The 23833-nt window shown below is 44.7% G+C and carries 22 protein-coding genes and 1 other RNA gene; 3 read left to right on the top strand and 20 right to left on the bottom strand.

The genetic code is table 11. The annotated features are described in order from the left end of the window. Positions 1 to 9 precede the first annotated feature (9 nt). From KDM90_RS00115 to KDM90_RS00075, 9 genes are all read right to left on the bottom strand, one after another. Positions 10 to 789, bottom strand: a complete 780-nt coding sequence (locus tag KDM90_RS00115) for a type II secretion system protein N (protein ID WP_212673599.1) — start codon at positions 787 to 789, stop codon at positions 10 to 12. A gap of 1 nt (position 790) precedes the next feature. Next, the gene (gspM, locus tag KDM90_RS00110) at positions 791 to 1294 is read right to left on the bottom strand and encodes a type II secretion system protein GspM (protein ID WP_212673598.1); all 504 of its coding nucleotides are present in this window, start codon (positions 1292 to 1294) and stop codon (positions 791 to 793) included. Then, complete coding sequence (gspL, locus tag KDM90_RS00105; RefSeq protein ID WP_212673597.1) at positions 1294 to 2571, bottom strand: type II secretion system protein GspL; 1278 nt, start codon at positions 2569 to 2571, stop codon at positions 1294 to 1296. Before gspL ends, gspM begins: the two co-directional genes overlap by 1 nt. A 106-nt stretch (positions 2572 to 2677) precedes the next feature. Then, entirely contained in the window at positions 2678 to 3727 is a 1050-nt protein-coding gene (gspK, locus tag KDM90_RS00100; protein ID WP_212673596.1) for a type II secretion system minor pseudopilin GspK, read from the bottom strand. Next, on the bottom strand, positions 3724 to 4380 hold the full coding sequence (locus KDM90_RS00095) for a PulJ/GspJ family protein (protein WP_230409525.1): 657 nt from the start codon (positions 4378 to 4380) through the stop codon (positions 3724 to 3726). Before KDM90_RS00095 ends, gspK begins: the two co-directional genes overlap by 4 nt. Further along, positions 4370 to 4768 carry a type II secretion system minor pseudopilin GspI gene (gspI, locus tag KDM90_RS00090; RefSeq protein WP_212673595.1) on the bottom strand — a complete coding sequence of 133 codons (399 nt, stop codon included), beginning with the start codon at positions 4766 to 4768 and terminating at the stop codon, positions 4370 to 4372. The genes KDM90_RS00095 and gspI overlap by 11 nt, the downstream gene beginning before the upstream one ends. 5 nt (positions 4769 to 4773) lie before the next feature. After that, positions 4774 to 5262, bottom strand: a complete 489-nt coding sequence (locus KDM90_RS00085) for a GspH/FimT family pseudopilin (protein WP_329605270.1) — start codon at positions 5260 to 5262, stop codon at positions 4774 to 4776. A 9-nt stretch (positions 5263 to 5271) separates the two neighbouring features. Continuing rightward, positions 5272 to 5730, bottom strand: coding sequence for a type II secretion system major pseudopilin GspG (gene gspG / locus KDM90_RS00080; protein WP_212673594.1), 459 nt, complete (start codon positions 5728 to 5730; stop codon positions 5272 to 5274). Between the two features lie 252 nt (positions 5731 to 5982). Then, a complete protein-coding gene (locus tag KDM90_RS00075; protein WP_212673593.1) occupies positions 5983 to 6171 on the bottom strand; it encodes a DUF1289 domain-containing protein in 189 nt (62 codons plus the stop codon). 248 nt (positions 6172 to 6419) lie between these two features. Between KDM90_RS00075 and KDM90_RS00070 the strand changes: the two genes are divergently transcribed. Next, complete coding sequence (locus tag KDM90_RS00070; RefSeq protein WP_212673592.1) at positions 6420 to 7022, top strand: MarC family protein; 603 nt, start codon at positions 6420 to 6422, stop codon at positions 7020 to 7022. A 59-nt stretch (positions 7023 to 7081) separates the two neighbouring features. On the opposite strand, the gene KDM90_RS00065 is transcribed toward KDM90_RS00070, so the two are convergent. The 6 genes from KDM90_RS00065 to ubiD all read right to left on the bottom strand — a co-directional run bounded on the left by KDM90_RS00065 (position 7082) and on the right by ubiD (position 14152). Continuing rightward, on the bottom strand, positions 7082 to 8335 hold the full coding sequence (locus KDM90_RS00065) for a CaiB/BaiF CoA transferase family protein (RefSeq protein WP_212673591.1): 1254 nt from the start codon (positions 8333 to 8335) through the stop codon (positions 7082 to 7084). Continuing rightward, the gene (recR, locus tag KDM90_RS00060) at positions 8335 to 8931 is read right to left on the bottom strand and encodes a recombination mediator RecR (protein WP_212673590.1); all 597 of its coding nucleotides are present in this window, start codon (positions 8929 to 8931) and stop codon (positions 8335 to 8337) included. The genes KDM90_RS00065 and recR overlap by 1 nt, the downstream gene beginning before the upstream one ends. A gap of 82 nt (positions 8932 to 9013) precedes the next feature. After that, positions 9014 to 9340: a YbaB/EbfC family nucleoid-associated protein gene (locus KDM90_RS00055; RefSeq protein ID WP_212673589.1), complete on the bottom strand. Its 327-nt coding sequence runs from the start codon at positions 9338 to 9340 to the stop codon at positions 9014 to 9016. Positions 9341 to 9419: 79 nt separating this feature from the next. Further along, entirely contained in the window at positions 9420 to 11720 is a 2301-nt protein-coding gene (locus KDM90_RS00050) for a DNA polymerase III subunit gamma/tau (protein WP_212673588.1), read from the bottom strand. A 791-nt stretch (positions 11721 to 12511) separates the two neighbouring features. After that, positions 12512 to 12610: signal recognition particle sRNA small type (ffs, locus tag KDM90_RS00045), an RNA gene on the bottom strand. A gap of 57 nt (positions 12611 to 12667) precedes the next feature. Next, positions 12668 to 14152 carry a 4-hydroxy-3-polyprenylbenzoate decarboxylase gene (gene ubiD, locus KDM90_RS00040; RefSeq protein ID WP_212673587.1) on the bottom strand — a complete coding sequence of 495 codons (1485 nt, stop codon included), beginning with the start codon at positions 14150 to 14152 and terminating at the stop codon, positions 12668 to 12670. Between the two features lie 508 nt (positions 14153 to 14660). Here ubiD and KDM90_RS00035 point away from each other — a divergent pair. After that, positions 14661 to 15611 carry a transglycosylase SLT domain-containing protein gene (locus KDM90_RS00035; RefSeq protein WP_212673586.1) on the top strand — a complete coding sequence of 317 codons (951 nt, stop codon included), beginning with the start codon at positions 14661 to 14663 and terminating at the stop codon, positions 15609 to 15611. Positions 15612 to 15713: 102 nt separating this feature from the next. On the opposite strand, the gene KDM90_RS00030 is transcribed toward KDM90_RS00035, so the two are convergent. Further along, entirely contained in the window at positions 15714 to 16640 is a 927-nt protein-coding gene (locus tag KDM90_RS00030; protein WP_212673585.1) for a LysR substrate-binding domain-containing protein, read from the bottom strand. A gap of 255 nt (positions 16641 to 16895) precedes the next feature. On the opposite strand from KDM90_RS00030, the gene KDM90_RS00025 reads away from it, so the two are divergent. After that, positions 16896 to 17297, top strand: coding sequence for a DUF3224 domain-containing protein (locus tag KDM90_RS00025; RefSeq protein ID WP_212673584.1), 402 nt, complete (start codon positions 16896 to 16898; stop codon positions 17295 to 17297). A 328-nt stretch (positions 17298 to 17625) separates the two neighbouring features. Here KDM90_RS00025 and nusB read toward each other — a convergent pair whose 3' ends face one another. The 4 genes from nusB to KDM90_RS00005 all read right to left on the bottom strand — a co-directional run bounded on the left by nusB (position 17626) and on the right by KDM90_RS00005 (position 23413). After that, positions 17626 to 18087: a transcription antitermination factor NusB gene (nusB, locus tag KDM90_RS00020; protein ID WP_212673583.1), complete on the bottom strand. Its 462-nt coding sequence runs from the start codon at positions 18085 to 18087 to the stop codon at positions 17626 to 17628. Positions 18088 to 18133: 46 nt separating this feature from the next. Next, positions 18134 to 18634, bottom strand: coding sequence for a 6,7-dimethyl-8-ribityllumazine synthase (gene ribH, locus KDM90_RS00015; RefSeq protein ID WP_212673582.1), 501 nt, complete (start codon positions 18632 to 18634; stop codon positions 18134 to 18136). A 72-nt stretch (positions 18635 to 18706) separates the two neighbouring features. Further along, complete coding sequence (gene ribBA, locus KDM90_RS00010) at positions 18707 to 19819, bottom strand: bifunctional 3,4-dihydroxy-2-butanone-4-phosphate synthase/GTP cyclohydrolase II (protein ID WP_212673581.1); 1113 nt, start codon at positions 19817 to 19819, stop codon at positions 18707 to 18709. A 330-nt stretch (positions 19820 to 20149) separates the two neighbouring features. Then, complete coding sequence (locus KDM90_RS00005) at positions 20150 to 23413, bottom strand: amidohydrolase family protein (protein WP_212673580.1); 3264 nt, start codon at positions 23411 to 23413, stop codon at positions 20150 to 20152. Between the last annotated feature and the right edge of the window lie 420 nt (positions 23414 to 23833).

Genomic DNA, 23833 nt, shown 5'->3' with positions numbered 1-23833 from the left:
CAGTTTGTCTCATTTATATTCTAAAGCGATGAATTGTTTGTCACCATCAAAGCGACGTCTCCCGAGCAAATTCAATAGATTTGCCATTTTTTCTTCTTGTCCTTTATCAGCAAAAGCCTTCCCTGTGAACTGGAATCGGCCTTGTTTTAGTCCACCAAGTCCCTCAAGCATTAAAGGTCCAACCGTTGTACTCAACTGCATTTCAGCGCTATCTCCACGCCAAAGTATATTCAAGTCATAGCTACCCAAAGGCCTAATCGAACTTATTCTTGAAGCCATCTCCTGCAATTCCAAATGCATATTCCCAACCAGCATCAAAGCATTTTCTGCTCGTTCAATATTTAACGCCCCCCAACGCAAATTGATCTTACCTGTAGGGCCTATGGTATTGAGCGGAGCTCCAAATCCTTCAAGTCGTTCTGGTGGCAAGCGAATGCTCGCTGGGCTGATTTGCCATGTGTGCAGATTCCCAGTAATTCTCAGTGGCGCCGACATTGCAGCATTATTTTCAACATGAACTGCTACTTGCCCTAGTAACAAAGCTGGAGAAATTTTCCAGCTAAAGCGTCCAGGAAACAAAGGCGTCAATGGAGAGCTGCGATCGACAGCCACACCCAAGAAGGCCGACCCTTGCCAAAAACTACCTTGAATATCGCCAAGGCTCACTCGCCCTAATGTCTGTCTTTCCAAGAGAATACCTACCCAGCTCGCAGGTAGAAAATAAATTACTGTGCCGAACACGCTCAACACACCAACCAAAATCAAGCCAAGCACGGTTTTTCTTTGCATACTAACTTCCGGAGCGCTGCTGTCTTAGGGTGATGACGATACTCACTTGACCAGGGTCAGTCAAAGCTGTGACCTTTGCCTCTTCAACGGTCAAGCGTGCCGCTTTTTGCATTTCCAAAATCCATTCCATCATATTTGAGTAAGCAACGACGTTGACCTGAAAGCGCACAATATCGTTCGATACCGTCAGTGACTGCGTCTTAATACTTCGACGGCTTAAAGTCGACTCAATGGTCTCGCGCGTAATTGGTGGAATATTCTCCGCGACATTTTTCGCCAATTGCTCATATTGCGCTGCCATATTCGCCATACTAGCTGCTTGAGATTTTAGTTCTGGCAAGGATTTTTCCAAATTCTTTATTCCATCCATCGCAGGGCTAACGCCAAGTAAAAAAACCAAACTTGATATGACGATCAGAGCGACACCAATCAAAATCCGACGTTCTCGCAGCTCGCGACGATTCCAGTTTTCTCGCAACTCATTCAAAATTTCATTTCGATTCATTACATCCCACCTACATCAACAGAGATCTTTAAGACACCATCTTGTGCATCAAGCTTCAACTTTCGCTCCTTCAAAGCATTCCTAACGAGGTCTATAGGAACATCTCCAAGATTTTTAGGCGTAACAAACAAGCTGCGTTCACGATATTCAATAGTGGCAATCGTCGCTAAGTTTTGCGCTGGCACGAACTGTCCCCAAACAAAAGCAAACTGAGCACTTAAGACTAAAAAATCATCATTCCCAGACTGTCCGGACAATTTTTTTGCTGCATTAATTTTTTGCTGCATTTGAAATAAAGGATCGCGCGAAACAGGCTCTTTTGGAAAGGCGTTCCGATAAGCAGCTTGAATTGAATCCGAAACATTATCCGATTCTCTCTTCATACTGAGCCATTTCCAATTCAGGGCGGATAAGCTAATAAGCGACATCGCTAGCACCAATGTGATAGACCAGCGCCATTTCAGCCAATCAAAACTGTGTTTACCTCCGATTCCAAGGGGCGACAGCAAGTTCAAACTTTGAATTGAATAACCTGCAATTTTGCTTTGCCAATCTAATGCACGTATCTGTACTGACTCAGTCAATTGAAGCGCACTCTCCGAAAGAGTCGTGGCGAGATTTGGCGACAGAAAAATGACACAATCACGATTTTGCGTCAGGATCATTATTGCATTTCGCAACTGTTCAACGCTCTCTGGCGCATCAAAAGGCAAGCTGCCGATATCAATATCCAAACCAGCAGTCGTATTGTCCGAGCTACGCGCAGTCACTTGAAAAGCGCGATGGTTGGCGGCTGAAAGATCAATAGCGACGGTCATCTGATTATCATCAGCAATTAGAGTATCAGACATCGCGTAAGCTGCGATTCTGGTCGCACCTAATTGCGACCCTAAACCATAAATTTGTTCCATCCAATCGCGAGCAACAACCGCAACACGACAACGTCCATCTTGAGGTGGATGAGCAACGAATAAAAGCTCACTAGGATCACTGAGGACAAATTCTTCCAATAAATTGGGGAAGGCATTTTTCAACTTAGCAAACGGCATAGGAGGAAGTTGCAAGTCCACAAAACTTACATCACTCCCTGACAGCAAAAACGTGACCAAATCCACTCTGCTGATCATCTCTTGCGCAGTTTTAAAATCAAGCTGGCCCTGCTGGATTATTCTTTTGTCCGAACTTGCCAAGCAATAGGAAAATTGGTGCTGATTCCATGGACCTAAGTCTTCCAAAGCAGACTTAGATGGAATTTGTATATAAAGCGTACTTGCCATGTTCTCCTACACCCTCATGCATAAATGCATTCTCTTTTTATTTGTCTATTTCGAGCAATTGCAATTGCTATCGTCTACTCGTATTCCAACTTCTATCGCATCTTATTCAATTTTCCTTGATCCAAAGGACTTGTGTCTTTGTATCATCTCGCTCGAACAAGGCGTCAACTTCAAGTAATGAGCGATTTAACTTAACCTTACCGTTCACCACAAAAAAATTTGATTGAAATTCCAAAAAATTTCTATCCGATTCCTGCACCTTATCTTGAAAGTTCATTCGAAATCTCTCGAAATCAAGGAAATAGGCGCGATCACGGCTTGCAATCATCAACGCCGCATCGCTCAAACTGACATTTTCTAAACGAGCAGAGAGGACTTCCGCAGTAGTAGTATTGACGTTTATCTTGGTTACACGAGGCAACACAGTAACAAAGTTTCTTAAGCGAAAAATCATCGAGGAGTTGAAGCCAGGCACAGCGAGCAAATCTTCAATTTGACTAAATTTCAAGAATTGTACTTCGGAATTGGAACTTGTCGATAGACCAACAGATGAAAGTCCCCCATGAAGCGTTGTATTTGCCCCGCTCAAGCCGCCCCCCAACTTTCCGGCACCGCTATCTTCCTGTTTTTTTGAACTATCACCAGGCTTATCAGGACCCGCGACAACGCGTTCTTGCGTGAGAGCAATTTGCACGGCAACTTGCTGCGCCAAACTGGGATCTAGCCGGAGATTACTTAGCAATTTGGCGAAGACAGCAAGCTCACGCGGATCAACTTGACCATTCGCCGCTAAATTTGTTAAGTTATATTTGGCCTGAGCGTCACTAATTTGGCCAGACAATGTCGCGTCACTATCTTCAGTATCTGTTTTTCCATTCTCTACATATTGGTCGAGCCGAGTATCGCCCAAACTAACCGCCCATGGCTCGCCTAAATGATCAACTTTACTGATTCGTCTATCCTCGCGAAGAATAAGACCTGCCCAATCCAGCGCTCCACGCAAAACCCATTTCTTTTGTAATTGAAAACGTTGATTTTCAATGGAGCGTACTTGGACTTGCTGCTGCCAAAAAAGACTGGCAACAATTGTGATCGCGAGCGTGGTGAGCAATAGTGCCGTCACCACCGCCACGCCACGTTGCTTAAACAAGTTCATGCTGCACCCAGCAAGAAAATTTTTAGCAAAGGGTTGGCCTGATTTCGCAATTGCATCGTCACTTCGAGCCCAGTCTTACGCGGTGGTTCTTTACCTTGTTTAATTGCGACAGCTCCGCGGGTGTCCGTTGCCAAATCTGTGCCAGCAACTCGCCAAGTATTTTCATCATTATTCCAAGTACGCATTTGAAACGACAAAACATCGCGCTGCAGCGCCACGACAGGCATGTTATCGGTACTGCTAATGGCACTTTGCCAGTATGAATCCAAAATTCTCAAATCACGAGTCGCAACAGACTCGCGTCGAGAAAAAACTCCATTTTCCAACTTATAGGCAACAACTTGAAGTTGAGGCGGCCGATTATCTTCATACACAGTTCTCACCAAAATCAATTGGGTGTCAAAGGCACGCAGGTTTTCACGCTTAGGCAAGTGTGCTTCGCTAACAAGATGGGCACAATCATTCTCGAGCTGTACAAAACTAATTTGCGCGCCACGGCTCTGCTCCAATTCTTGGTTCAATGTCTGACGAGCGCGAATAATGCTATCTAAGCCACTCCAGCCCATCACCGCGATAATCGCCAAAATTGCGATTGCCACCAGTAATTCAATCAGAGTAAAGCCAGCATTGCGATAGATCATTTTAAGGCGCATTAGGAACCACCTGCGTCAGCTTTGCCAAACGACGCTGTATATTATTCGCATCAAATACCAACACTTCAACTCGACGGAAAGATGGATTCGGAGTTGAAAGTACGTGTTCTTCACAAAGTAAATTCAATTCCCCCTGTGAACAAGGAAAACTACGCTCCCCTATTTCAGGCCATTCCTTACCCAAACGAATTTGCGCCAACCGATTTTCGGCAGACCAATTGGCCATCATCGTGGCACGCAGACCGCTACTATTCTGAGCAAGGCTCGCGACAGCGCGTAAGCTTGCGCCGAGAACAGTGCCAACGATGACTAAAGCGACCAGAACTTCAAGCAATGTAAATCCGCTATTTTTGAGAGTAACAAACTTGCCTGTTTTTGCTAGATACATTTGACTCACTCTACGACAAAATGTCCAACACCATCTGCATTGATCGATACTTGATCGCTACCGACGCGCAGAATCATAGTAAAAGGTCGCGATACTGGCTCCCGTCCAAACACGATACGCAATTTTTCAGCGCTGATTGGATCATTTGAAATAATACTCAGCTTGGTTTCGGGAAAAGTGAATTGACGCGCACGCAAAGTATCTAAATCAGCAATTTTTTCCCACTTATTATCATTCAACACAATAAATTGGTAGCCTTGCTCAAACACCTCAAAAGCCGTTTGGCGATTCCGCACAATGGCTTCTTCTCGAGCCAATTGCAACAATAATGAGATTCTTTGCGCATCAGTTTGCAATCGCTGATGTACGCTCTGCACTGCGTTCAAGGTGACGGCACCGAGCATGATGCCCATAATGACCAACACGACAAGCAGTTCTAGCAAAGTGAAGCCAGTTTGCCGAAAATCGCCTTGTTTTTTGTGATAAATAGACACGAGCGCTATTTACAGATCCCAAGACCCGATATCAGCGTCATAGCCTGTACCTCCAGGTTTGCCATCTTGTCCATAGGAATAGATTTCAATTTCAGACTTCAAGCCCGGCGAGGCGTATTGATAGGGATTTCCCCAAGGATCTTTGGCTAATTTAGAAATATAGCCTTCCGATCTATACCCATTAGCAGCAGGCCCTGAAGTTGGCTTAGTGATTAAAGCTTGTAGGCCCTGCTCTGTTGTCGGATAACGCAAATTATCCAACTTATACATTTTCAAGGCACCGAGCATCGTCGAGATGTCCTGCTTTGCTTGCAATACGCGAGCATCATCGGTTCGTCCCATTAATTTTGGCACTACTAACCCAGCCAAAATGCCCATGATGACTAACACAATCATAATTTCAATCAAAGTAAAACCATTTGTAAAAGCAAACTTATTGGGATTCTGTTTAAAACGAACATTCTTCATTGCATTCTCATTACATTGGTTAATTTTGATAAAAATATCGGCCGATCAAGCAGATTGAATGACGCAAACCGCTCTCGATCACCGAAAAAAAATATTAAAAGCTTAAGTCGGAAATCCTAACACGAATTCAGCACAAAGATGCCATTAGAATCTCTTGTAGAAGAATAATTCGGACAGAATTCACTTCTACAATATTTTAATTTGACTTAATGATGACGTTAAATTTCATTACAACTATTTACATCATAGAATTTAATTGCGGCGAGGAAAACCTTGCGCCAAAATCCGATCCCAAACTTTATCTTTCTCGTCTTGGCTCATAAATACCCAATCCGCAACTTCGGCAACCGTCCGACCACATCCTCTGCAAACCTCGTCAAAGGTTGTCGAACAAACGGCAACACAGGGAGTGTCTGGTCGTATTTTTTTGTTTGTGATCATTTCTCAGCGTTTTCTAAAAGTGAATAATTTGCTCGGTCAGTACTTTAACATCTCGATCGAGACAAGGAGATTTTACGGCAAAACACAAAGATATTTTCTCGCCTTAATAGCCCTGCACAAAACAAGATTGACCGAAACCTTTTTCGCCCCCAGAATTGCGTGTAATGAATACTTAGAAAACCGCCACCTAATGCATAGAGAAAACACTCGAGCATTAATTAACTATAACAAAGGTGAGAAACAATTAAATGACTCAAGATTTTTTTCAATCACTTATTCTGCTCATTCTAGTCACAGACCCATTTGGCAACATCCCTATCTTTGTCAGTGCTCTTTCGAAAGTCTCTCCAGAGCGACGTTGGCAAGTTGTCGTTCGAGAATGTGCAATCGCTTTTATCCTGTTGCTCCTCTTCATGTTCTTTGGCAAGCACTTTCTTGAAGCCTTGCAGTTATCTGAAGTATCCTTGAGAATTGGTGGTGGTGTCATCCTATTCTTGATTGCACTAAGAATGGTGTTTCCTCAAGAAGGCGGAGTGTTCGGGGGAACCGAAGGTGAGAGTGAGCCGTTTATTGTCCCATTAGCGATTCCCGCTCTTGCAGGCCCTTCATCGCTTGCAACGGTTTTACTATTTTCGTCTGACAGTCGTCTCGATGTCGCGATTCACGTTGCCGCACTAATCGCGGTTGCGATCGTTTGGTTGATTGTCCTATTGAGCGCAGAAAGAATGCAACGCGCATTGGGCGAACGTACAATGACTGCCGTCGAACGCCTCATGGGTTTGATTCTTACAGCGATGGCAGTCGAAATGCTACTTGCTGGGATAAGAGAATATTTAAAAACCTTATCCTAGGGTATTTCCAAACCAATTCGAAGTCCAATCTAGGTGGAATACGCTGAGAGCGAAAAGTGCTATATCACTTTTCGCTTGCGCAATTCATCGATCTCTAAACAAGTATATCCCAGCGATATTAAAATTTCTTCTGAATGGGCGCCCAACTCCGGCCCCATCCAATGTGTCACGCCAGGAGTCTTTGATAACTTCGGGCTAATCGCAGGAAATTTCACTGGCGCCCCATCTGAGAAATGGTGCTGCTCAAACATGTCACGAGCCTGAAATTGCGGATCAGCCATCATATCGCGCACAGAATAAATCTTACTGACAGGAACATCCGCTTCACGCAAGATAGTTAATGCTTGATCAATCAGCATTGACGAACACCACGCCTGAATCGCAGCATCAATCTCTGCGGTCCGAGGAACGCGCCCATCGTTTCGTTGCAACTCTGGATCTTCCGCCAAGTCAACTCGCTGGATCGCTAACATCAATCGACGAAAAATGGCATCACCATTTCCCGCAATAACTATATTCTCTCCATCTTGGCAAGTATAAGTATTCGATGGAACAATCCCCGGCAATGCGCCACCAGTGCGCTCTCTAACAACTCCAGCAAAATCAAACTCTGGAACCAATGATTCCATCAAATTAAAGACTGACTCATATAAGGCAACATCGACCATTTGTCCTTGCCCAGCAATCAATTCAGCACCTTCCTTTTTATTCCAGCGCCCACCTGTGACATCTCGATGTCGCAATGCCATCATGGCACCAATCACGCCATGCAGCGCTGCAACTGAATCGCCTATTGAGATACCAACGCGAACTGGTGGTCGATCAGGATGACCTGATACATAGCGTAGTCCTCCCATCGATTCCCCAACCGCACCAAAGCCGGGGAAATCTTTGAGCGGACCAGATTGGCCATAGCCCGATAAACGCACCATGATCGTCGCTGGATTAATCAACTTCAAATCTTCGTATCCAAGCCCCCATTTTTCCAAAACACCTGGGCGATAATTTTCGATAATAATATCGGCGTCGAGCGCCAATCGTCGAGCTATCTCCTGGGCCTCCTTCGACTTCATATTCAGCGTCAGGCTTTTCTTATTTCTCGATTGCAAACGCCACCACAGAGAGGTACCATCTTTTAAAACTCGCCAGTGGCGCAATGGATCACCGCCATCTGGCGTTTCCACCTTAATCACTTCAGCACCAAACTCTCCAAACATCCGGGCGCAAAAAGGACCTGCAATCAAGGTACCAAGTTCGAGAACTTTAATACCTGCTAACGGGCCATGTGATTTTTCTTGGTTTCGTGCAGACATCAAGTCACCCGTCGATCGAGCATTGCGCGCGCTATTGTCCCTGGATCGACATATTCCAACTCGCCACCAACTGGCACGCCGCGAGCAAGTCGACTTACCAGCAAGCCTCGCGCTTTCAATGTTTCACTTATATAGTGCGCTGTTGCTTCGCCTTCATTGTTAAAGTTAGTTGCTAATACGACCTCTCGCACTTGGCCGTCGGTCGCTCTGCGTACTAATTTTTCCAAATGAATATGCTGAGGCCCCACACCATCTAACGGCGACAATCTCCCCATCAACACGAAATACAAACCTTTATAGGTCATCGTTTGCTCGATCATTAGCTGATCACTGGGAGACTCTACAACGCACAGCATCGACCGCTCGCGCTCCTGATTCAAACACAGTTCGCAAGTCTCATTTTCAGTGAAAGTATTGCATAGCGAGCAGTTATGCACCATGTTCAGAGCAGACAACATTGCACGACCGATTAACTCCGCGCCTTCGCGATCATGCTGAAGTAAATGATAAGTCATTCGCAAGGCCGATTTGGGACCAACCCCAGGTAGGCGCCGCAACGCTTCAGACAATTGTTCTAAACTACCTAATGATTTCACACGATTATCTCAATAAATAAAGCGCACCCGATCTAAACCGGATGCGCCTCGATTTTTTTCAAATACGTAACGACGAAAAAACTCAGAATGGCAGCTTGAAGCCTGGTGGCAGAGGCATACCGGCTGTCAATCCAGCCATTTTTTCTTGACTTGTTGCCTCAGCTTTTCGTACCGCATCATTAAAAGCGGCGGCGACTAAATCTTCCAACATATCTTTATCGTCGGCTAATAAGCTTGGATCGATCGTCACTCTCTTAACGTCATTTTTGCAAGTCATCACAACCCGCACTAATCCAGCACCAGATTGCCCTTCCACCTCGACCAACGCTAATTGATCTTGCGCTTTTTTCATATTATCTTGCATTGCTTGCGCTTGTTTCATCAAGCCAGCCAATTGGTTTTTCATCATGAGAACTTCTCCTTTACTAATTTAATTCATATTACAAGGTCTGATAGATCAGCAACTTGGGGTCATTGTTTCAAAATCCTTATACTGGTCGAACACTACCAGTTAAAATCGTCGCGCCAAACTCACGCATCAGTGTTTGAACAAAGCCATCTGTTCGTATAGAATTTTCTGCCTCCGCTTGACGTTCGGCCCGCTCAGCCACTGCCTGCGCGTTTGCGGTCAGTTCAACAGCGCCAATTTCAAATTCCAATCGAACTTCTCTTTGAAATGTCGCAAATTTCTCGTTTAATACAGCCGACAACTTTTCTCCACTACCTGCTGACAACAGTGTTTGCAAAGGAACGCAGAGCTTAAACAAAACCGCATTGCCATTGATAACACAATCACGCAATTCGCTTTGTTGTGCAAGTTGTTGAGCAACTCCCCGCAAAGGTAGGCTCGCTGCCAAATTAGGCCAATGTCCATCCCACTCGATTTCTGGCACAGGAAGCAGTTTGAGAGTACGACTAGCATTTTCGATAGTCTGGCTAGACGAGGTCAATGGGACCCACTCCTCGAGTCGTCCAGACTGTGGTGCCGACTCCGTGATCTGAAGATTGATTTCAGTTGCAGCTAAAGCAACATTTTCCGACTCTAATTGCAACTCAGCCGTTGCTGTTTCGGCAGCATCAGGCCTATGCGCTTGATTAGAGATCTCTTCACTCCAATAATCACTCTCCTGAATTTCTTTGTGCCGCCCGTGCGTAGGAGTTAAGGAATATTGGTCAATATCGATATCATCCCATGGAGGTGGTTCCAAATCGCGATTTGAACTTTTTGCGATTTCTTGTACGGTTGAAGACGCTGGAGTTATTACTCGTTCAGACTTTGCACTTGACTCTCGATCTTGAATGCTTATGGAAGGAACAGAACTTTGATTTGGAGATTCGGAGGACAGAGCCATTGGCGCTTTTATGCCATTTTGCTTTTTCGCGCCATTTGCACTTCCGGCCCGGGCAGCAGCCAACGCTGCCATTGCTGGGCTCATCGGTTTGTTCGGGACTGGCGCTTGCATATTTAGCGCAGAACTCAGCGGTATAGCAACTTTCTCTCCATCTTCAATCAATTCTGATTTTGCGATTTGTTCGATAGCCACTTGGTCGGTCAAGTTTGCATTATTTGAACGCGGGGTCACCGACAAATCTTGCTTTAAAATTTGAGCGCCGTTCGACGATCGAACAGTACTCTGACTTGCGGTAGAATGCCTTGCCGCCACATCACCATCCGATCTCGATGCACTTCCTTGAGCCGTGGAGGACGCAGGACGAAACGCCAGCATACGCATTAAACACATACAAAATCCTGCATACTCATCAGGTGCGAGTCCAATTTCATTTCGTCCATGTATGGCAATCTGATAGTAAAGTTGGATTTCCTCTTTCGCGAACGCCTGCGCCAATCTGAGCAATTCTGCTCGCTCAGGCAAATCTTCAGGCAAGGCCGACGGAACCAATTGCGCAACCGTAATTTGATGAAGTAACGTCGCCAAATCTTGCAAAGCCGCTTTGTAGGAAAGACTGCGCGCGGCCATTTCATCCGCCACACCCAATAGTGATCGACCATCCTCAACTAAAAGCGCATCCAATAAGCGAAGCAAATAAGATTGATCAAGAGCCCCTAACATATTTTGAACGGCATCAAGGCTAACCTTACCCGCAGCATAGGCAATAGCTTGATCAGTCAATGAGAGGGCGTCACGCATTGAACCATGAGCTCCCTGCGCCAACAATCGCAAAGCCGACACTTCGAATTCAATTTGTTCTTGTCCCAAAATATTTTCAAGATGTCCAACAATATGACCCGGTGGCATCTGCTTCAAATTAAATTGCAAACATCTTGAAAGTACAGTAACGGGAATTTTCTGCGGATCGGTCGTCGCCAAAATAAATTTTATATGCTCTGGCGGCTCTTCCAAAGTCTTCAACATCGCATTGAAAGCGTGATTCGTGAGCATGTGCACTTCATCGATCATGTACACTTTATATCGCGCATTCGATGGTGCATAGATAGCCTGCTCCAACAAAGTAGCCATTTCGTCGACTCCACGATTGGATGCCGCATCCATTTCGATATAATCGACAAAACGTCCAGCATCAATTGCAACACATGCTTCACATTGCCCACAAGGCTGAGCCGTGATTCCTTTTTCACAATTGAATGACTTGGCCAATATACGGGACAATGTTGTTTTCCCAACCCCACGTGTGCCAGTGAACAAATAAGCATGGTGCAATCGTTGCTGATCGAGCGCGTGAGTTAAAGCGCGCACAACGTGCTCTTGCCCAACCAGAGTTGAAAAACTCTTAGGGCGATATTTTCGGGCTAAAACTTGATAAGACATCTGTCAATTTTACCTTATTGTTTTTCACACAAAGTCTTCAAAAAATTCAATCCTTTGTGCATTCCATTCAGCACCGAATCTTAAATAGATTGATTGCCGTGCTAACCAACTCACTTATTTGTTCGATTCTAGCCGAGAATGCTCGACAATCGACGAGGCATTTTATAGAGTTTTCAATAAAACCGCAGTAGGTATTTTAGAATCCTAACCGCTGCCGTTCAATTATTCGATTCACCTACGAGACCTCAATAGCATTCCTCCACTTTACTCAGATCACAGCTCACATGGGGTCAATATTCTCCAACAAAAATCGCGCGCGCATACAACCAAATTAATCGGGTGAAATCGGCTGAATCAAGTCAAACCTCTTTGGTTCCTCAAAACAAGAACGCAACAAAACGCCATTTTCCAACATCTGATTGAATCTTTCGGCATAGCTCTCCACATTGATCAGGCAAACAAAACGAATTGAACAAACATTTCTATTCAATTGAGGTTGAATATCAATACCAATTCAGGTCAACTGAAAGGATCAAATCGAAGAATGCGTCGCGCATTTCCGTTACAGCCATGGCATCGCACTACTAAAATTCAAGCCAACACATAGAGCTAAGCTTCATTAACATTTCAGATCTGCAGTGCTAGGAACGTGCAAGTCAACAATCAAGAAGAAAAATGAAATGTGTCAGTACAAGTTGACAAAATACACCCTTAGCGAGCCCCAACTTGATGTTCACAGAAAATGAGTCGCGCCGTATGAAAAACGAAGACGCTAGAAATAAAAATAGGTAGGAGGCGAGCCTGATCTGCGGCACTTACGGGAAATGACTGTGGCTGCTTCGTTCCCGACCTGACCAGATTGGTCACGCCGCAATGCGCAGGGGCCCGCCAGCCCGAATTATACTGTATTGACAGAGTTTCGTGAATTGAAATTATGACGTTTCAGACTAAAGACCTAGTTCTTGCCAGATTTGATCAATCCTGGTTTTCACGTCAACCGACATTTGAATGGTCGTTCCCCACTCTCGATTTGTTTCACCCGGCCATTTGTTTGTTGCATCCAAACCCATCTTACTTCCAAGGCCGCTAACAGGTGACGCGAAATCAAGATAATCAATTGGTGTATTATCCACCATCGTCGTATCACGCATTGGGTCAACTCTCGTTGTAATTGCCCATACGACCTCTTTCCAATCACGAATATTGACATCCTCGTCAACAACAATGATGAATTTGGTGTACATGAATTGCCGAAGAAAACTCCAAACACCAAACATCACTCGCTTCGCATGACCGGCATACGACTTTCTAATTTGAACCACTGCCATTCGATAGCTACAACCTTCTGGTGGTAAATAAAAGTCAGTAATTTCAGAGAATTGCTTTTGTAGAAGTGGAACAAAGACTTCATTTAATGCGACGCCGAGAACCGCAGGCTCATCTGGCGGTTTTCCCGTATAGGTGGAGTGATAGATTGGGTTATGTCGCATCGTGATTCGGTCAATGGTGAAGACAGGGAAACTATCTTGTTCATTATAGTAGCCAGTATGATCCCCAAATGGTCCTTCAAGCGCGTGTTCGAATCCGCTATGGTGTGAATCGTCGGGATATATATGCCCTTCCAAGACTATCTCAGCAGAAGCAGGAACCCGCAATTCGCTCCCGATCGCCTTGACAAGTTCAGTCCGACTACCGCGCAACAAACCAGCAAATTGATATTCGGACAAACTGTCTGGAACTGGGGTAACTGCCCCCAGAATAGTCGCGGGATCAGCACCTAAGGCAACAGCGATCGGATAAGGCTTTCCTTTGTTGAGCAAAGTATGCTCACGAAAGTCAAGCGCCCCCCCACGATGCGCTAACCAACGCATAATCACTTTATTTCTAGCCAAGACTTGTTGCCGATAAATTCCGAGATTCTGGCGTTTCTTATGAGGTCCTTTGGTAATCACTAGTCCCCATGTTATCAAAGGGGCGACGTCACCTGGCCAGCAGTGTTGAATCGGCAGGCGACCTAAGTCAACATCATTTCCCTCCCATACTATTTCTTGGCACGGGGCACTGCGTAACTCTTTGGGTGCCATATCCCAAACAGCCTTGATCAATGATCCCAAACCCATGATGTCTCTGAAGCCTTTAGGTGGCTCAGGTTCTTTTAGCGAAGACAAGACATGCCCTATTTTTCGCAGCTCACTGATGTCAGCAGCGCCCATTCCCATTGCAACCCGCTTTGGCGTTCCGAATAAATTAGCCAAAACAGGCATCGAATGTCCCTTGGGGTTCGTGAAAAGCAATGCAGGACCCGCAGCACGCAAAGTACGATCACAGATCTCAGTCATTTCTAAATGTGGAGAAATTGGTGTAACTATTTGTTTTAATTCATTTTGTTGCTGCAATTGGGAAATAAAATCACGCAAATCCAAATATTTCATCTTTTTTTATGCAATCGTATGGTCAAGGGTTTTTCTTAAAATTCAACGGCAAGTGTTTGATTTTATTAGAATTTGCTGCGACGCAGCACAAATAAATAGATTCAAAAGTTATAAAGAACAATCTTATTAGTATTGACTCGATATAAATGCGCACCTACAATTCGCCCAACTTAAAAAACTACTGAATTGATTTACAGTAATTTTTTAAAGTTTGCGCAAAATCAAAGATCGTTACACTTTTCGAACTGCGCAATTATTTTGGAAGTCGGGTTTCCATTCAAATATAGGGACGAAAAATCTCCCTGTACCAAGTTAGGCGAAAGCCAACAACCCGAAAACGTTTTTTATTCTTTTCTGCCATGCAGATGCAAGACCGAAAAGAATGAAAAACTCCGGCGTCTATAATTTTATATTCAAGTTGTAGACGATGTTTCTGATTCGAAGAATGAACTGCTAAGCAACTCCGATTGCCAGCATCGTGACATTTCTCGAAATTTCAGGAGGTTGTATGTTTCAAAATTTAATTTTATCAGCTCGTCCAACAGATAAACGATTATCTGCGGAAAAAGAGATGGCTCGCTTGTTAGCAAGCAAAAACAAAGTAGGCAGTTTAACGAAATTATTGCACTTCACATCCGCTTTGGGCCTGTTGGCACTACTTATACTGGCCAGTATGTTTTTTAATCCAGATCTAGTAGATAAATTTCGACAACTATCCCCTTTTGGTGAAGATAGTAGTATCTCGGCAGGTGTTAGAGCATCAGAACCTGATCTCGCGATGTTAATGGCGACACCTGAGTTAGTATCTCAAAATGTCGACACTAATGAAACAGCTAAAAATAGCTCGGATTCGGAACTCGGTTCAAAGCGCTTGCTCGGCAATCAACACCAACAACAATTAGTGACGAATTGGCTCTCGAAGCGCTATCGTGTTGCAAACGAAGCGATCGACATGCTGGTTTCGGCTGCGTATTTGACAGCGAAAGAAACCAAACTTGATCCGCTTCTCATTCTTAGCGTCATTGCGATCGAATCGCGCTTCAATCCATTTTCTGAGAGCCCCGTCGGTGCGCAAGGATTAATGCAAGTCATGTCCAAAGTTCACCATGATAAATTTTCCGACCTTGGTGGAATCAAGGCGGCATTAAATCCCGTTGCCAACATCAAAGTTGGCGCAATGATCCTCCGTGACTACGTAAGTAGTGCAGGGTCAATTGAGGCAGGCCTAAAGAGATATGTTGGAGCGGCTGACAACGAGACCGATGGTGGCTATGGCAACCTCGTGATGGCCGAATATAAACGCCTCAAAGATGTCGCAGCCGGAAAATCAGTTTCAATTTTTTCGACAACAGCAAAACCGAGCATGATTTCTAGACCCCAAGAAGTCAATACAGAGAAACGCGGTGAAGAAATTACACAACAATCAAATAATTTGATTGGCCAAGCTGGTGGCATCTGACTAGTTCGACGATTAGAATTAGACTTGATTTGATCCCAACGCCTATTTCTCAATAGGCGTTTTTTATATCTAAAATCGATAATCAAAATTGTTCACACGCCCTTATCTACACGTATTTGGTCGCGCGTCAAATCCAAAGTCGTATTCGCTGGCAACTTTCATCACTGCATCACGAAAATCAGCTAATAACTGAGAACGTATACCTCCGCCTGGGTAGGCGAGTACGTATTCGTAACTAATCTTCTCAGAAAAAGGCCTAACAACCACACCATGAGCTTGCCAAATCTTTGCGGCAAATGGCTCGACAATCGACAAACCCAACCCACTTGCAACCATTGCGTAACGCGTGTGCGATGTATGTGTTTTAACTACATTACGTGGCGTACTTTTGGCATCTTGCAAACTTTGAAATTCCTTCTCGTAGTTTTGTGAAATTATTGGAATCCATCCAATCATGTTTTCACCATCCAAATCGCTTGGATAGATCACTTCCTTGGAGCACAAACGATGTCCTTCCGGCATAGCGCACATAACATTGACACGCAATATCTTCTCAACCTCGACACCCGCAAAGGGTGGAAAATCCAGAGCCACCGCCATATCAACTTTCATATCTTGAAGCCGCACCAATATTTCTGGCCCGTTGCAACTGTCAACAGTCACAGGGACTTCAGGATGATACTTAAAAAATTCTTTCAATACTAATGGCATTAAAGTCGTCGACAGAACGAAGAGACAAGCGACAGAAATACCTTCAGGTGCATCATTTCGAATATTGTTCGCAACTTGAGTTAAGCGCTCCAACCCTAAAAAATTTTCCTCGACTGCCCGAAAAAATCTAACTCCGGCGGTCGTCGGCTCCAATCGACCTTTTGCACGACTAAAAAGTCGAAATCCTAACGAATCCTCCAAATCTGCAACTAAGCGGCTAATTGCTGGCTGTGTAACATTCATCTTTCGCGCTGCGCCAATCGTTGTTCCCGCAACCATCAGGCAACGAAAAGCCTCAATTTGTCTAAATTTCATCATAATCATGCCAATTCTGAGCTAAAATATTTTTTCAACAACAAAAACACAATAACAAATCAACATAAAGTATGTGATTTTGTTAGTAGACATAATAGTGTTTTTTTGAAATACTCAAAATCAAAAGCGACAAATAGAGACAACAAGTCCTGCGCAAAAAATAATAAAACAAAAAAAAGCAATCAAAATGCAAAGTGATTATTAGAAATTAATTTTAAATATTGCTTTTTTGCTTTAACGCCTTGGGGGAGAGCGAATATGTTGGCATGTGGAACAATAAAGTTGTTTGGAATGGATGAGAAATTGGATTTGACCACCGGATTGCGACGTTCAAAGCTTACTCACCTTTATCTCGGAGACATCGAAGCGGAGTCCCGTTTTGAGTGTTTGGCATTTGCCAATGCAAATGGAGCATCAAACTTCGTAGGATTGGAATATCTAAATGGCCGAATCGGTAATCGTGTTGGTGGTTTTATACTTCAACATATTGGATCTGTGAAATCAGGCCAATCTATCAGCACTTTAAATGTCGTGTCTGGATCTGGAACTGGTGACTTCGCTGGTATTAGAGGGCACGGCAGAACAACTTGGAGTACTGCCGGCGCTGACGCTTCGCAAGTATTGCTAGAATATAGTTTTGAGTCTGACAATAAATGCTAATCGGTAGTCGAGTATTGAATATGTTAGCCAAGCTTATTCATTGAATCAACTACACGTATTTATACGCAACGCTCCGAAGGAAGCCACAGTTCATTTCTCTATCTGCAACTCATAGTGAACTTGAAGACCCGCGGATTTTCTAAACGAAGCTCAGCTATTAACACTCGAATATGCAGATAATTGATCTGATGGGATTCCAAATTGTGAAGACAGAGAGTTTGATTGTGTAAAGACACTACCATTTTCGGCCCCAGAATTTCTCTCTGGCTTTTCTTATCGAAAATCAAACTAGAATAAAGCGTCAACTCCAATTAACAACGCGACAAATTTATTTCGCATTTACTTCTGTTGCGCGAAGCTTCGCTGCAAGCTTGTCGAGTACACCGTTAACATATTTGTGGCCATCTTGACCGCCAAACGACTTAGTCAACTCGACCGCCTCATTGATCACAACTCTGTAGGGAATTTCGATGTGATTTTTCAGTTCGAACGCACCGATCAATAATGCCGCATGTTCAATTGGTGAGAGTTGTCCGATTCCACGATCAATGAAAGGGGCAAATTCTTCCCGCAATTGAATCGAATGATTAATGGCACCGTGCAATAGTACGTCAAAGTGCTCGCGATCTGCCTTATCGAATCCATGCGCCTCTCTAATATGCGCGTCAATCACCCCAGAGTCTTCATTATTCAAGAGCCATTGATAGATACCTTGCAATGCAAACTCACGCGCGCGATGACGTGGTGAGCGACTCTTATTTGGATTAGCGTGTTGTGATGTACTTGTCATAGTTTTGCCTTCGTATTTTGTCGTAGTAATGCCTATACATTACAAATTAATCTGCTTCATAATGAATGTCTTCTGTCGCTTCGGCGAGCTCTTCTAGTGCTAGGGTCAAATTCGCCATTTCGATCGCAACGCGAGCAGCATCTGCCCCTTTTTCATGCATGCGAACTTCTGCTTGCTCATCATTTTCGGTCGTCAGAATTGCATTCGCGATAGGAATACCGGTATCCAAACCTACCCGAGTAATTCCCGCACCAGATTCATTCGACACCAACTCAAAGTGATAGGTCTCACCACGAATCACCGCACCTAAAGCAATCAACGCGTCAAACTGATGAGTTGCAGCTAATTTTTGCAAAGCGAGAGGCACTTCTAGCGCGCCTGGCACGGTGACATGTAAGACATCCTCGTCCATTACACCAAGGCGTTTCAATTCTGCGAGGCAGGAACTTAGTAAGCCTTCGCCGACATTCTCGTTAAAACGAGCTTGAACTATGCCAACACGCACCCCAGCGCCATCTAAATTTGATTCGTAATGTCCTACTGTCATTTTCATTCCTTTTCGCGACCTGGTCGCACTAAATTCGTTTCCTCGCTCACACAAAAGTGAACTCGGCATTAATTATTTTGCTGGACTATCAAGATAGCCTGTTACTTCCAAATTAAATCCTGTCATGGAAGGCATCTTACGTGGATTTGCGAGCAAGCGCATCTTGCCAACGCCAACATCTCGCAAGATTTGTGCGCCAATTCCATAAGTCCGTAAATCCATACGCGCAGCTCGGCCTTGCGGTTTCTTCTCAGGCGTATTCAATGCATTAAATTGTGAAAACAGCTGCTCTGCGGTCTCTTCACAATTCAGTAGCACCATCACGCCACTTGCTGCGGTTTGTATCGCTTGTAATGCACTCGCAATATTCCATGAATGTGTGGTGACTTGAGTTTCCAGCAAGTCGAGAATCGACACTGGCTGATGCACCCGCACCAAGGTTTCAGTATCAGGATTGATGTCGCCATGCACCAATACCAAATGCGCTGAGTTACTCGGAATATCGCGGTAGACAATCGCATTAAAAACACCATGAACCGTGTGCATTGGTCGTTCAGCAACTCGTTGCACCATACTTTCGTTTTGACTGCGATATCGAATCAAATCGGCGATGGTGCCGATCTTGAGCCCGTGCGTTGCTGCAAACTCAAGTAAATCTGGCAAGCGCGCCATCGTGCCATCATCTTTCATGATCTCGCAAATCACGGAAGAAGGATTGAGGCCTGCCAATTCCGCAAGATCGCAACCCGCTTCTGTATGACCAGCTCGCATCAAAACCCCTCCCTTTTGCGCCTTCAAAGGGAAAATATGGCCCGGCTGCACAATATCGTCTGCCGTCATATTAGGATCAACCGCTACCTGAATCGTACGCGCACGATCAGCAGCTGAGATACCTGTGGTAACGCCTTCCGCAGCCTCAATAGAAACCGTAAAATTAGTACCATACGCGGTACCGTTACGACTCGACATCATGGCGAGATTCAATTGATCACAACGTTCTTCAGTCAATGTCAAACATATCAGTCCACGACCATATTTCGCCATGAAATTAATGGCTTCTGGCGTAACGAATTCAGCGGCAAGCACTAAATCGCCTTCATTTTCACGATCTTCTTCGTCGACCAAAATTACCATCCGACCTGCGCGGAGTTCTTCGACGATTTCTTGGGTGTTTGAGATATTCATGCTGTACTTTGCTTAGACGTGCCACCGAATCTAACCCAGCGAACACAAAATGTTGTAACCCTCTATTCTAAAGGATTTACACAATGATGCAGAAACACAATTCACAAAACTTGCTTTTCTAATAGCAAAATAGGACTTTTTCTTCGCTTTTAATAATGCAGCCTCTAATTCTAGACTGACAGTTATGCTCAAAAACTGTGTAGGCAAAATTGAGAGGGAACTTAAGGGCACAAAAAACAAGCTAGAAATGCTGCCCCTAAAAAGAAAAAGCCATAGCACGGAAAATGCCATGGCTTTTAAGGGAGCCTAGTCAGGCCCTACGCAACAAATTTAATGTCCATGTCCATCGCCATAAGTTTGTACATTGACTGGCACATTGACACCATTCTTACCCTCAAAGAAAAATGGTTTGCGTGCCTTATTACGTGCACCGATTTCATTCATCGTATTTACCTCATACAACCGTCCATTCAACATAACATGGGCAATCTGATCGGAATTTCGAATATCTTTCAAAATATCACCATTCAGAATCACCATGTCCGCTAATTTACCGACTTCCAATGATCCAATATCTTTGTCCATACCAAGATATTTCGCACCATTTAGCGTCGCAGATCGTATGACCTCGATTGGTGTCATCCCGCCACGTGCCAAGGTCCACATTTCCCAGTGAGCTCCAAGGCCCTCACGTTGGCCATGTGCGCCAAGATTAACTGGCACGCCTGCCCGTTGCAATTCGGTCGCGGTGCGTGCGATATTGAAGACATTAAAGTCTTCTTCTGGAGCTGTTTCACGACGCACGCTACGCGGCTCTAAAACGGAACGCGGAACATAACGTGACAAGATTGGATGCTTCCAAACGTCGGTTCTTGCGTACCAATAATGTTCGCCATCAAGTCCACCGTATCCAACGATTAAAGTAGGTGTGTATCCGACCGTTGTCTGTGACCAGAGCTGCTTCACATCTTCATAGGCATTTGCTACGGGAATCGAGTGTTCCACACCAGTGTGCCCATCCACCACCATCGTCATATTGTGCTGAAACAATGAACCGCCCTCGGGTACAACCATCATATTCGTTTGACGAGCAGCTTCCAGAATTTGTTGGCGCTGTTCTCGACGAGGCTGGTTGTAACTCTTCACAGAAATTGCTCCGGCAGCTTTGAGTCGCTTGAGATGAGTTAACGCATCATCATAACTGTTCACCACTGCACTAAAATTGGCTTTTGCACCATACAAAATTGTCCCTGTCGAGAAAATCCTTGGCGCAACCAAGCGCCCTGCTTTTTGCATTTCACTATGCGTAAAAATCTCCGATGTATCATTCGATGGATCATGGATAGTCGTGACACCGAAAGCGAGCGAGGCATAATCTACCCAACTCTGTTGAGGAATAATCTCAGACTCTCCCATTCCACCATGCCAATGAACATCCACCAATCCAGGAATAATCGTTTTCCCCTTCGCGTCGATAACATTTGCACCTGCTGGAACAGAGATTTCGTCAACTTTCCCAACTGCAGCAATTCGATTATCTCGAATCACAATACGAGCATTGTCAATCACCTCATCTCCCCGCATCGTAACGACACGGGCACCAGAAATAACAGTGACGCCAGTGGGTTTATCGGACGAAGTGCGGAAACCGATTGGCATTCCACTTTCAACAGGCTTAGGCAATTCTTTTGGTGCGCCTTCTATAAAGCTAAATGTATCAATCAACGAACTCGTAAAAAGCTGATCACCTAGACTGAAATGCAATTTCTTACTATCTCCAGACCAATGCAAATAGTCACCAGCGTTAACATCTAACTGTTTTACCGGCACTGCATCAGCCTTCGCACCTACCGTGATAGCCTTTCCGATAGCCGGCATAGGCATGACGTATACATGAAAACGTTCAGTAAAGGCCAACCACTTACCGTCGGGAGATACAGAGAAATTCGAAGCAAAATCACCGCGTGCAACAGCAAACTCTTCGGACTTATTCAAATTGACGCGAAATAACGAGGTCGACCAATCTACCTCGCTCGTATACTTGGTGCGGGTTAAATATAAGCTGCTGCTATCAGATGCAAACTGTGGATTTTCGCCGTCCTCAGCAAGCAATCGTGGGGGCGATTTCCCATCGGAACTTACCGCGTAGACCCCGTTTTCCATGCCGAACCATGGCGTTGTCAAATATCCGCCACGGACTTTTCGATAGACTACCGTTTTTCCATCGGGGGCTACCGTGGGATCAATATATTTTCCTGGCTCTTTCGTTAGGACTTGCTCGCGGTTCGCATCAAGATCATACAGACGAATCGAACCTGTTGAATGATCATCCCAAGTGGCATACACCACAGATTTTCCGTCCCTAGAAAACTGTGGAAAATATTCAAAATGCTCACTTTGTTTGGTCAAACGCCGAGGTGTACCATTAGGTAAGTCTCGCAAGTAAATATGCCCCAAGGCAGAATACAGTACCTTGTCACCTTTTGGAGAAACATTAACCCATCTCAATTGCTTGACATCAAATTGATCCGTACCAACTTCAGTGGTGAATCGAACAGCAGGACGTATTTCACGCGTATCTTTCACATGGAATGGAATCTCTTTTGCGTTCTTAGTGAATGGATCGACGCGCCAAATTTTTCCTTGCGCCCAAACCACAATTTCTTTCGCCCCTGGCATCCAAGCAAATGCCGGATATACCCCGTGTACCGCCCACGCTTCTTGCATATCTCGCTCTAAATGCGCCCAGGCTGGGGTTTCTTCACCTGTTTTCAAATCTTTCAAAAACAAGGTGCTTTGATTGCGAATCCGACGCACAAAAGCCAAATACTTCCCGTCTGGTGATGGCGTCGGCCGTACAGCACCGCCAGGTCCATTCACGAATGAAATTGTCTTGCCTTCGATTAGGTCTTTACGGAATATCTGGTAAATTTGTCCATTTGAATTTTTATTGTATTCAAATGAGGAACCTCCAGTTGTATCTTGAGAATAGTAGATGTAACGACCGTCAGGTGAAAACGCTGGCTCACCTAAATCTTTCTGCCAATTTGGTTTTTCATTGATCTGAATACCAGAGCCACCACTTATGTGATACATCCAAATTTCACCAGAACCTAGTGATCGGGTGCCTGAAAAATGTTTACGGGCGGCGATGTATTGCCCATTTGGATGCCACACTGGGTTATTCAGCAGACGGAAATCTTCTTTCGTGACAGCGCGAGGGTCAGAACCATCTGCATTCATCACCCACACATTGTCGCCTCCGCCTGCATCGGACATAAATGTAATCTGCTTACCATCAGGTGAAAAGCGTGCTTGCATTTCCCAAGCCATGGAATGCGTCAAAGCCTTAGCCTCGCCACCCTCGATTGGCATTACGTATATATCTCCAAGCATATCTAAGAGAATTTTTTTGCCATCTGGGCTCACATCAACACTCATCCATGTACCAGTTTTGATATCAAGTTGAATGGTTTTTGATTCCCCGGTAGGTGAATTCACATCCCACTTTTTCTTTGGAGCGTCAGCAGCAGTGCTGATTCCCGAAACCAAGCACATCGCAATGAAAAAGCTTCGACTGTAGCCAAAATGCATAGCAAACTCCGTGTAATTATTATCTTTAAATGAACAAACTTTACCATAGACCAAAGTAATAACGAGTGCACATTGGACAGGAATATAGACGCTTGGTTCCAATCAGATCCGGTCTGTTCGAATTTGGAGAATTCGCGGTTATCAACGAATGAAGCTTCGCAAACAAGCGTGACTGAAGAGGTATTTGTGGTGGGATTCTATAGAGTAGCTGTGAGGCAGCTTGAAGGGTCGAGATTTGAAGCGTCGAGGTCTCGGTCACAACCGAGATGCAGAATTTGTTTTTCTGAATCTGCAAAGCAAAAGCCCCTGATTCGTTGGAATCAGGGGCTTTCTGGTATAAGAGCCTGACGATGACCTACTTTCACACTGGTTGCAGCACTATCATCGGCGCAAAGTCGTTTCACGGTCCTGTTCGGGATG

Origin of the sequence: Affinundibacterium fentianense, from assembly GCF_018139545.1 — a bacterium.
GTDB lineage: Bacteria > Pseudomonadota > Gammaproteobacteria > Burkholderiales > Burkholderiaceae_D > Undibacterium > Undibacterium fentianense.
This window is presented reverse-complemented; position numbering and strand designations above follow the sequence as displayed.

Bases quoted from the DNA above. Each gene is read 5' to 3' on its own strand.
- KDM90_RS00115 (WP_212673599.1), bottom strand. From the start codon at position 789: ATGCAAAGAAAAACCGTGCTTGGCTTGATTTTGGTTGGTGTGTTGAGC.
- gspM (WP_212673598.1), bottom strand. From the start codon at position 1,294: ATGAATCGAAATGAAATTTTGAATGAGTTGCGAGAAAACTGGAATCGT.
- gspL (WP_212673597.1), bottom strand. From the start codon at position 2,571: ATGGCAAGTACGCTTTATATACAAATTCCATCTAAGTCTGCTTTGGAA.
- gspK (WP_212673596.1), bottom strand. From the start codon at position 3,727: ATGAACTTGTTTAAGCAACGTGGCGTGGCGGTGGTGACGGCACTATTG.
- KDM90_RS00095 (WP_230409525.1), bottom strand. From the start codon at position 4,380: ATGCGCCTTAAAATGATCTATCGCAATGCTGGCTTTACTCTGATTGAA.
- gspI (WP_212673595.1), bottom strand. From the start codon at position 4,768: ATGTATCTAGCAAAAACAGGCAAGTTTGTTACTCTCAAAAATAGCGGA.
- gspG (WP_212673594.1), bottom strand. From the start codon at position 5,730: ATGAAGAATGTTCGTTTTAAACAGAATCCCAATAAGTTTGCTTTTACA.
- KDM90_RS00075 (WP_212673593.1), bottom strand. From the start codon at position 6,171: ATGATCACAAACAAAAAAATACGACCAGACACTCCCTGTGTTGCCGTT.
- KDM90_RS00070 (WP_212673592.1), top strand. From the start codon at position 6,420: ATGACTCAAGATTTTTTTCAATCACTTATTCTGCTCATTCTAGTCACA.
- KDM90_RS00065 (WP_212673591.1), bottom strand. From the start codon at position 8,335: ATGTCTGCACGAAACCAAGAAAAATCACATGGCCCGTTAGCAGGTATT.
- KDM90_RS00055 (WP_212673589.1), bottom strand. From the start codon at position 9,340: ATGATGAAAAACCAATTGGCTGGCTTGATGAAACAAGCGCAAGCAATG.
- KDM90_RS00050 (WP_212673588.1), bottom strand. From the start codon at position 11,720: ATGTCTTATCAAGTTTTAGCCCGAAAATATCGCCCTAAGAGTTTTTCA.
- ubiD (WP_212673587.1), bottom strand. From the start codon at position 14,152: ATGAAATATTTGGATTTGCGTGATTTTATTTCCCAATTGCAGCAACAA.
- KDM90_RS00035 (WP_212673586.1), top strand. From the start codon at position 14,661: ATGTTTCAAAATTTAATTTTATCAGCTCGTCCAACAGATAAACGATTA.
- KDM90_RS00030 (WP_212673585.1), bottom strand. From the start codon at position 16,640: ATGATGAAATTTAGACAAATTGAGGCTTTTCGTTGCCTGATGGTTGCG.
- KDM90_RS00025 (WP_212673584.1), top strand. From the start codon at position 16,896: ATGTTGGCATGTGGAACAATAAAGTTGTTTGGAATGGATGAGAAATTG.
- nusB (WP_212673583.1), bottom strand. From the start codon at position 18,087: ATGACAAGTACATCACAACACGCTAATCCAAATAAGAGTCGCTCACCA.
- ribH (WP_212673582.1), bottom strand. From the start codon at position 18,634: ATGACAGTAGGACATTACGAATCAAATTTAGATGGCGCTGGGGTGCGT.
- ribBA (WP_212673581.1), bottom strand. From the start codon at position 19,819: ATGAATATCTCAAACACCCAAGAAATCGTCGAAGAACTCCGCGCAGGT.
- KDM90_RS00005 (WP_212673580.1), bottom strand. From the start codon at position 23,413: ATGCATTTTGGCTACAGTCGAAGCTTTTTCATTGCGATGTGCTTGGTT.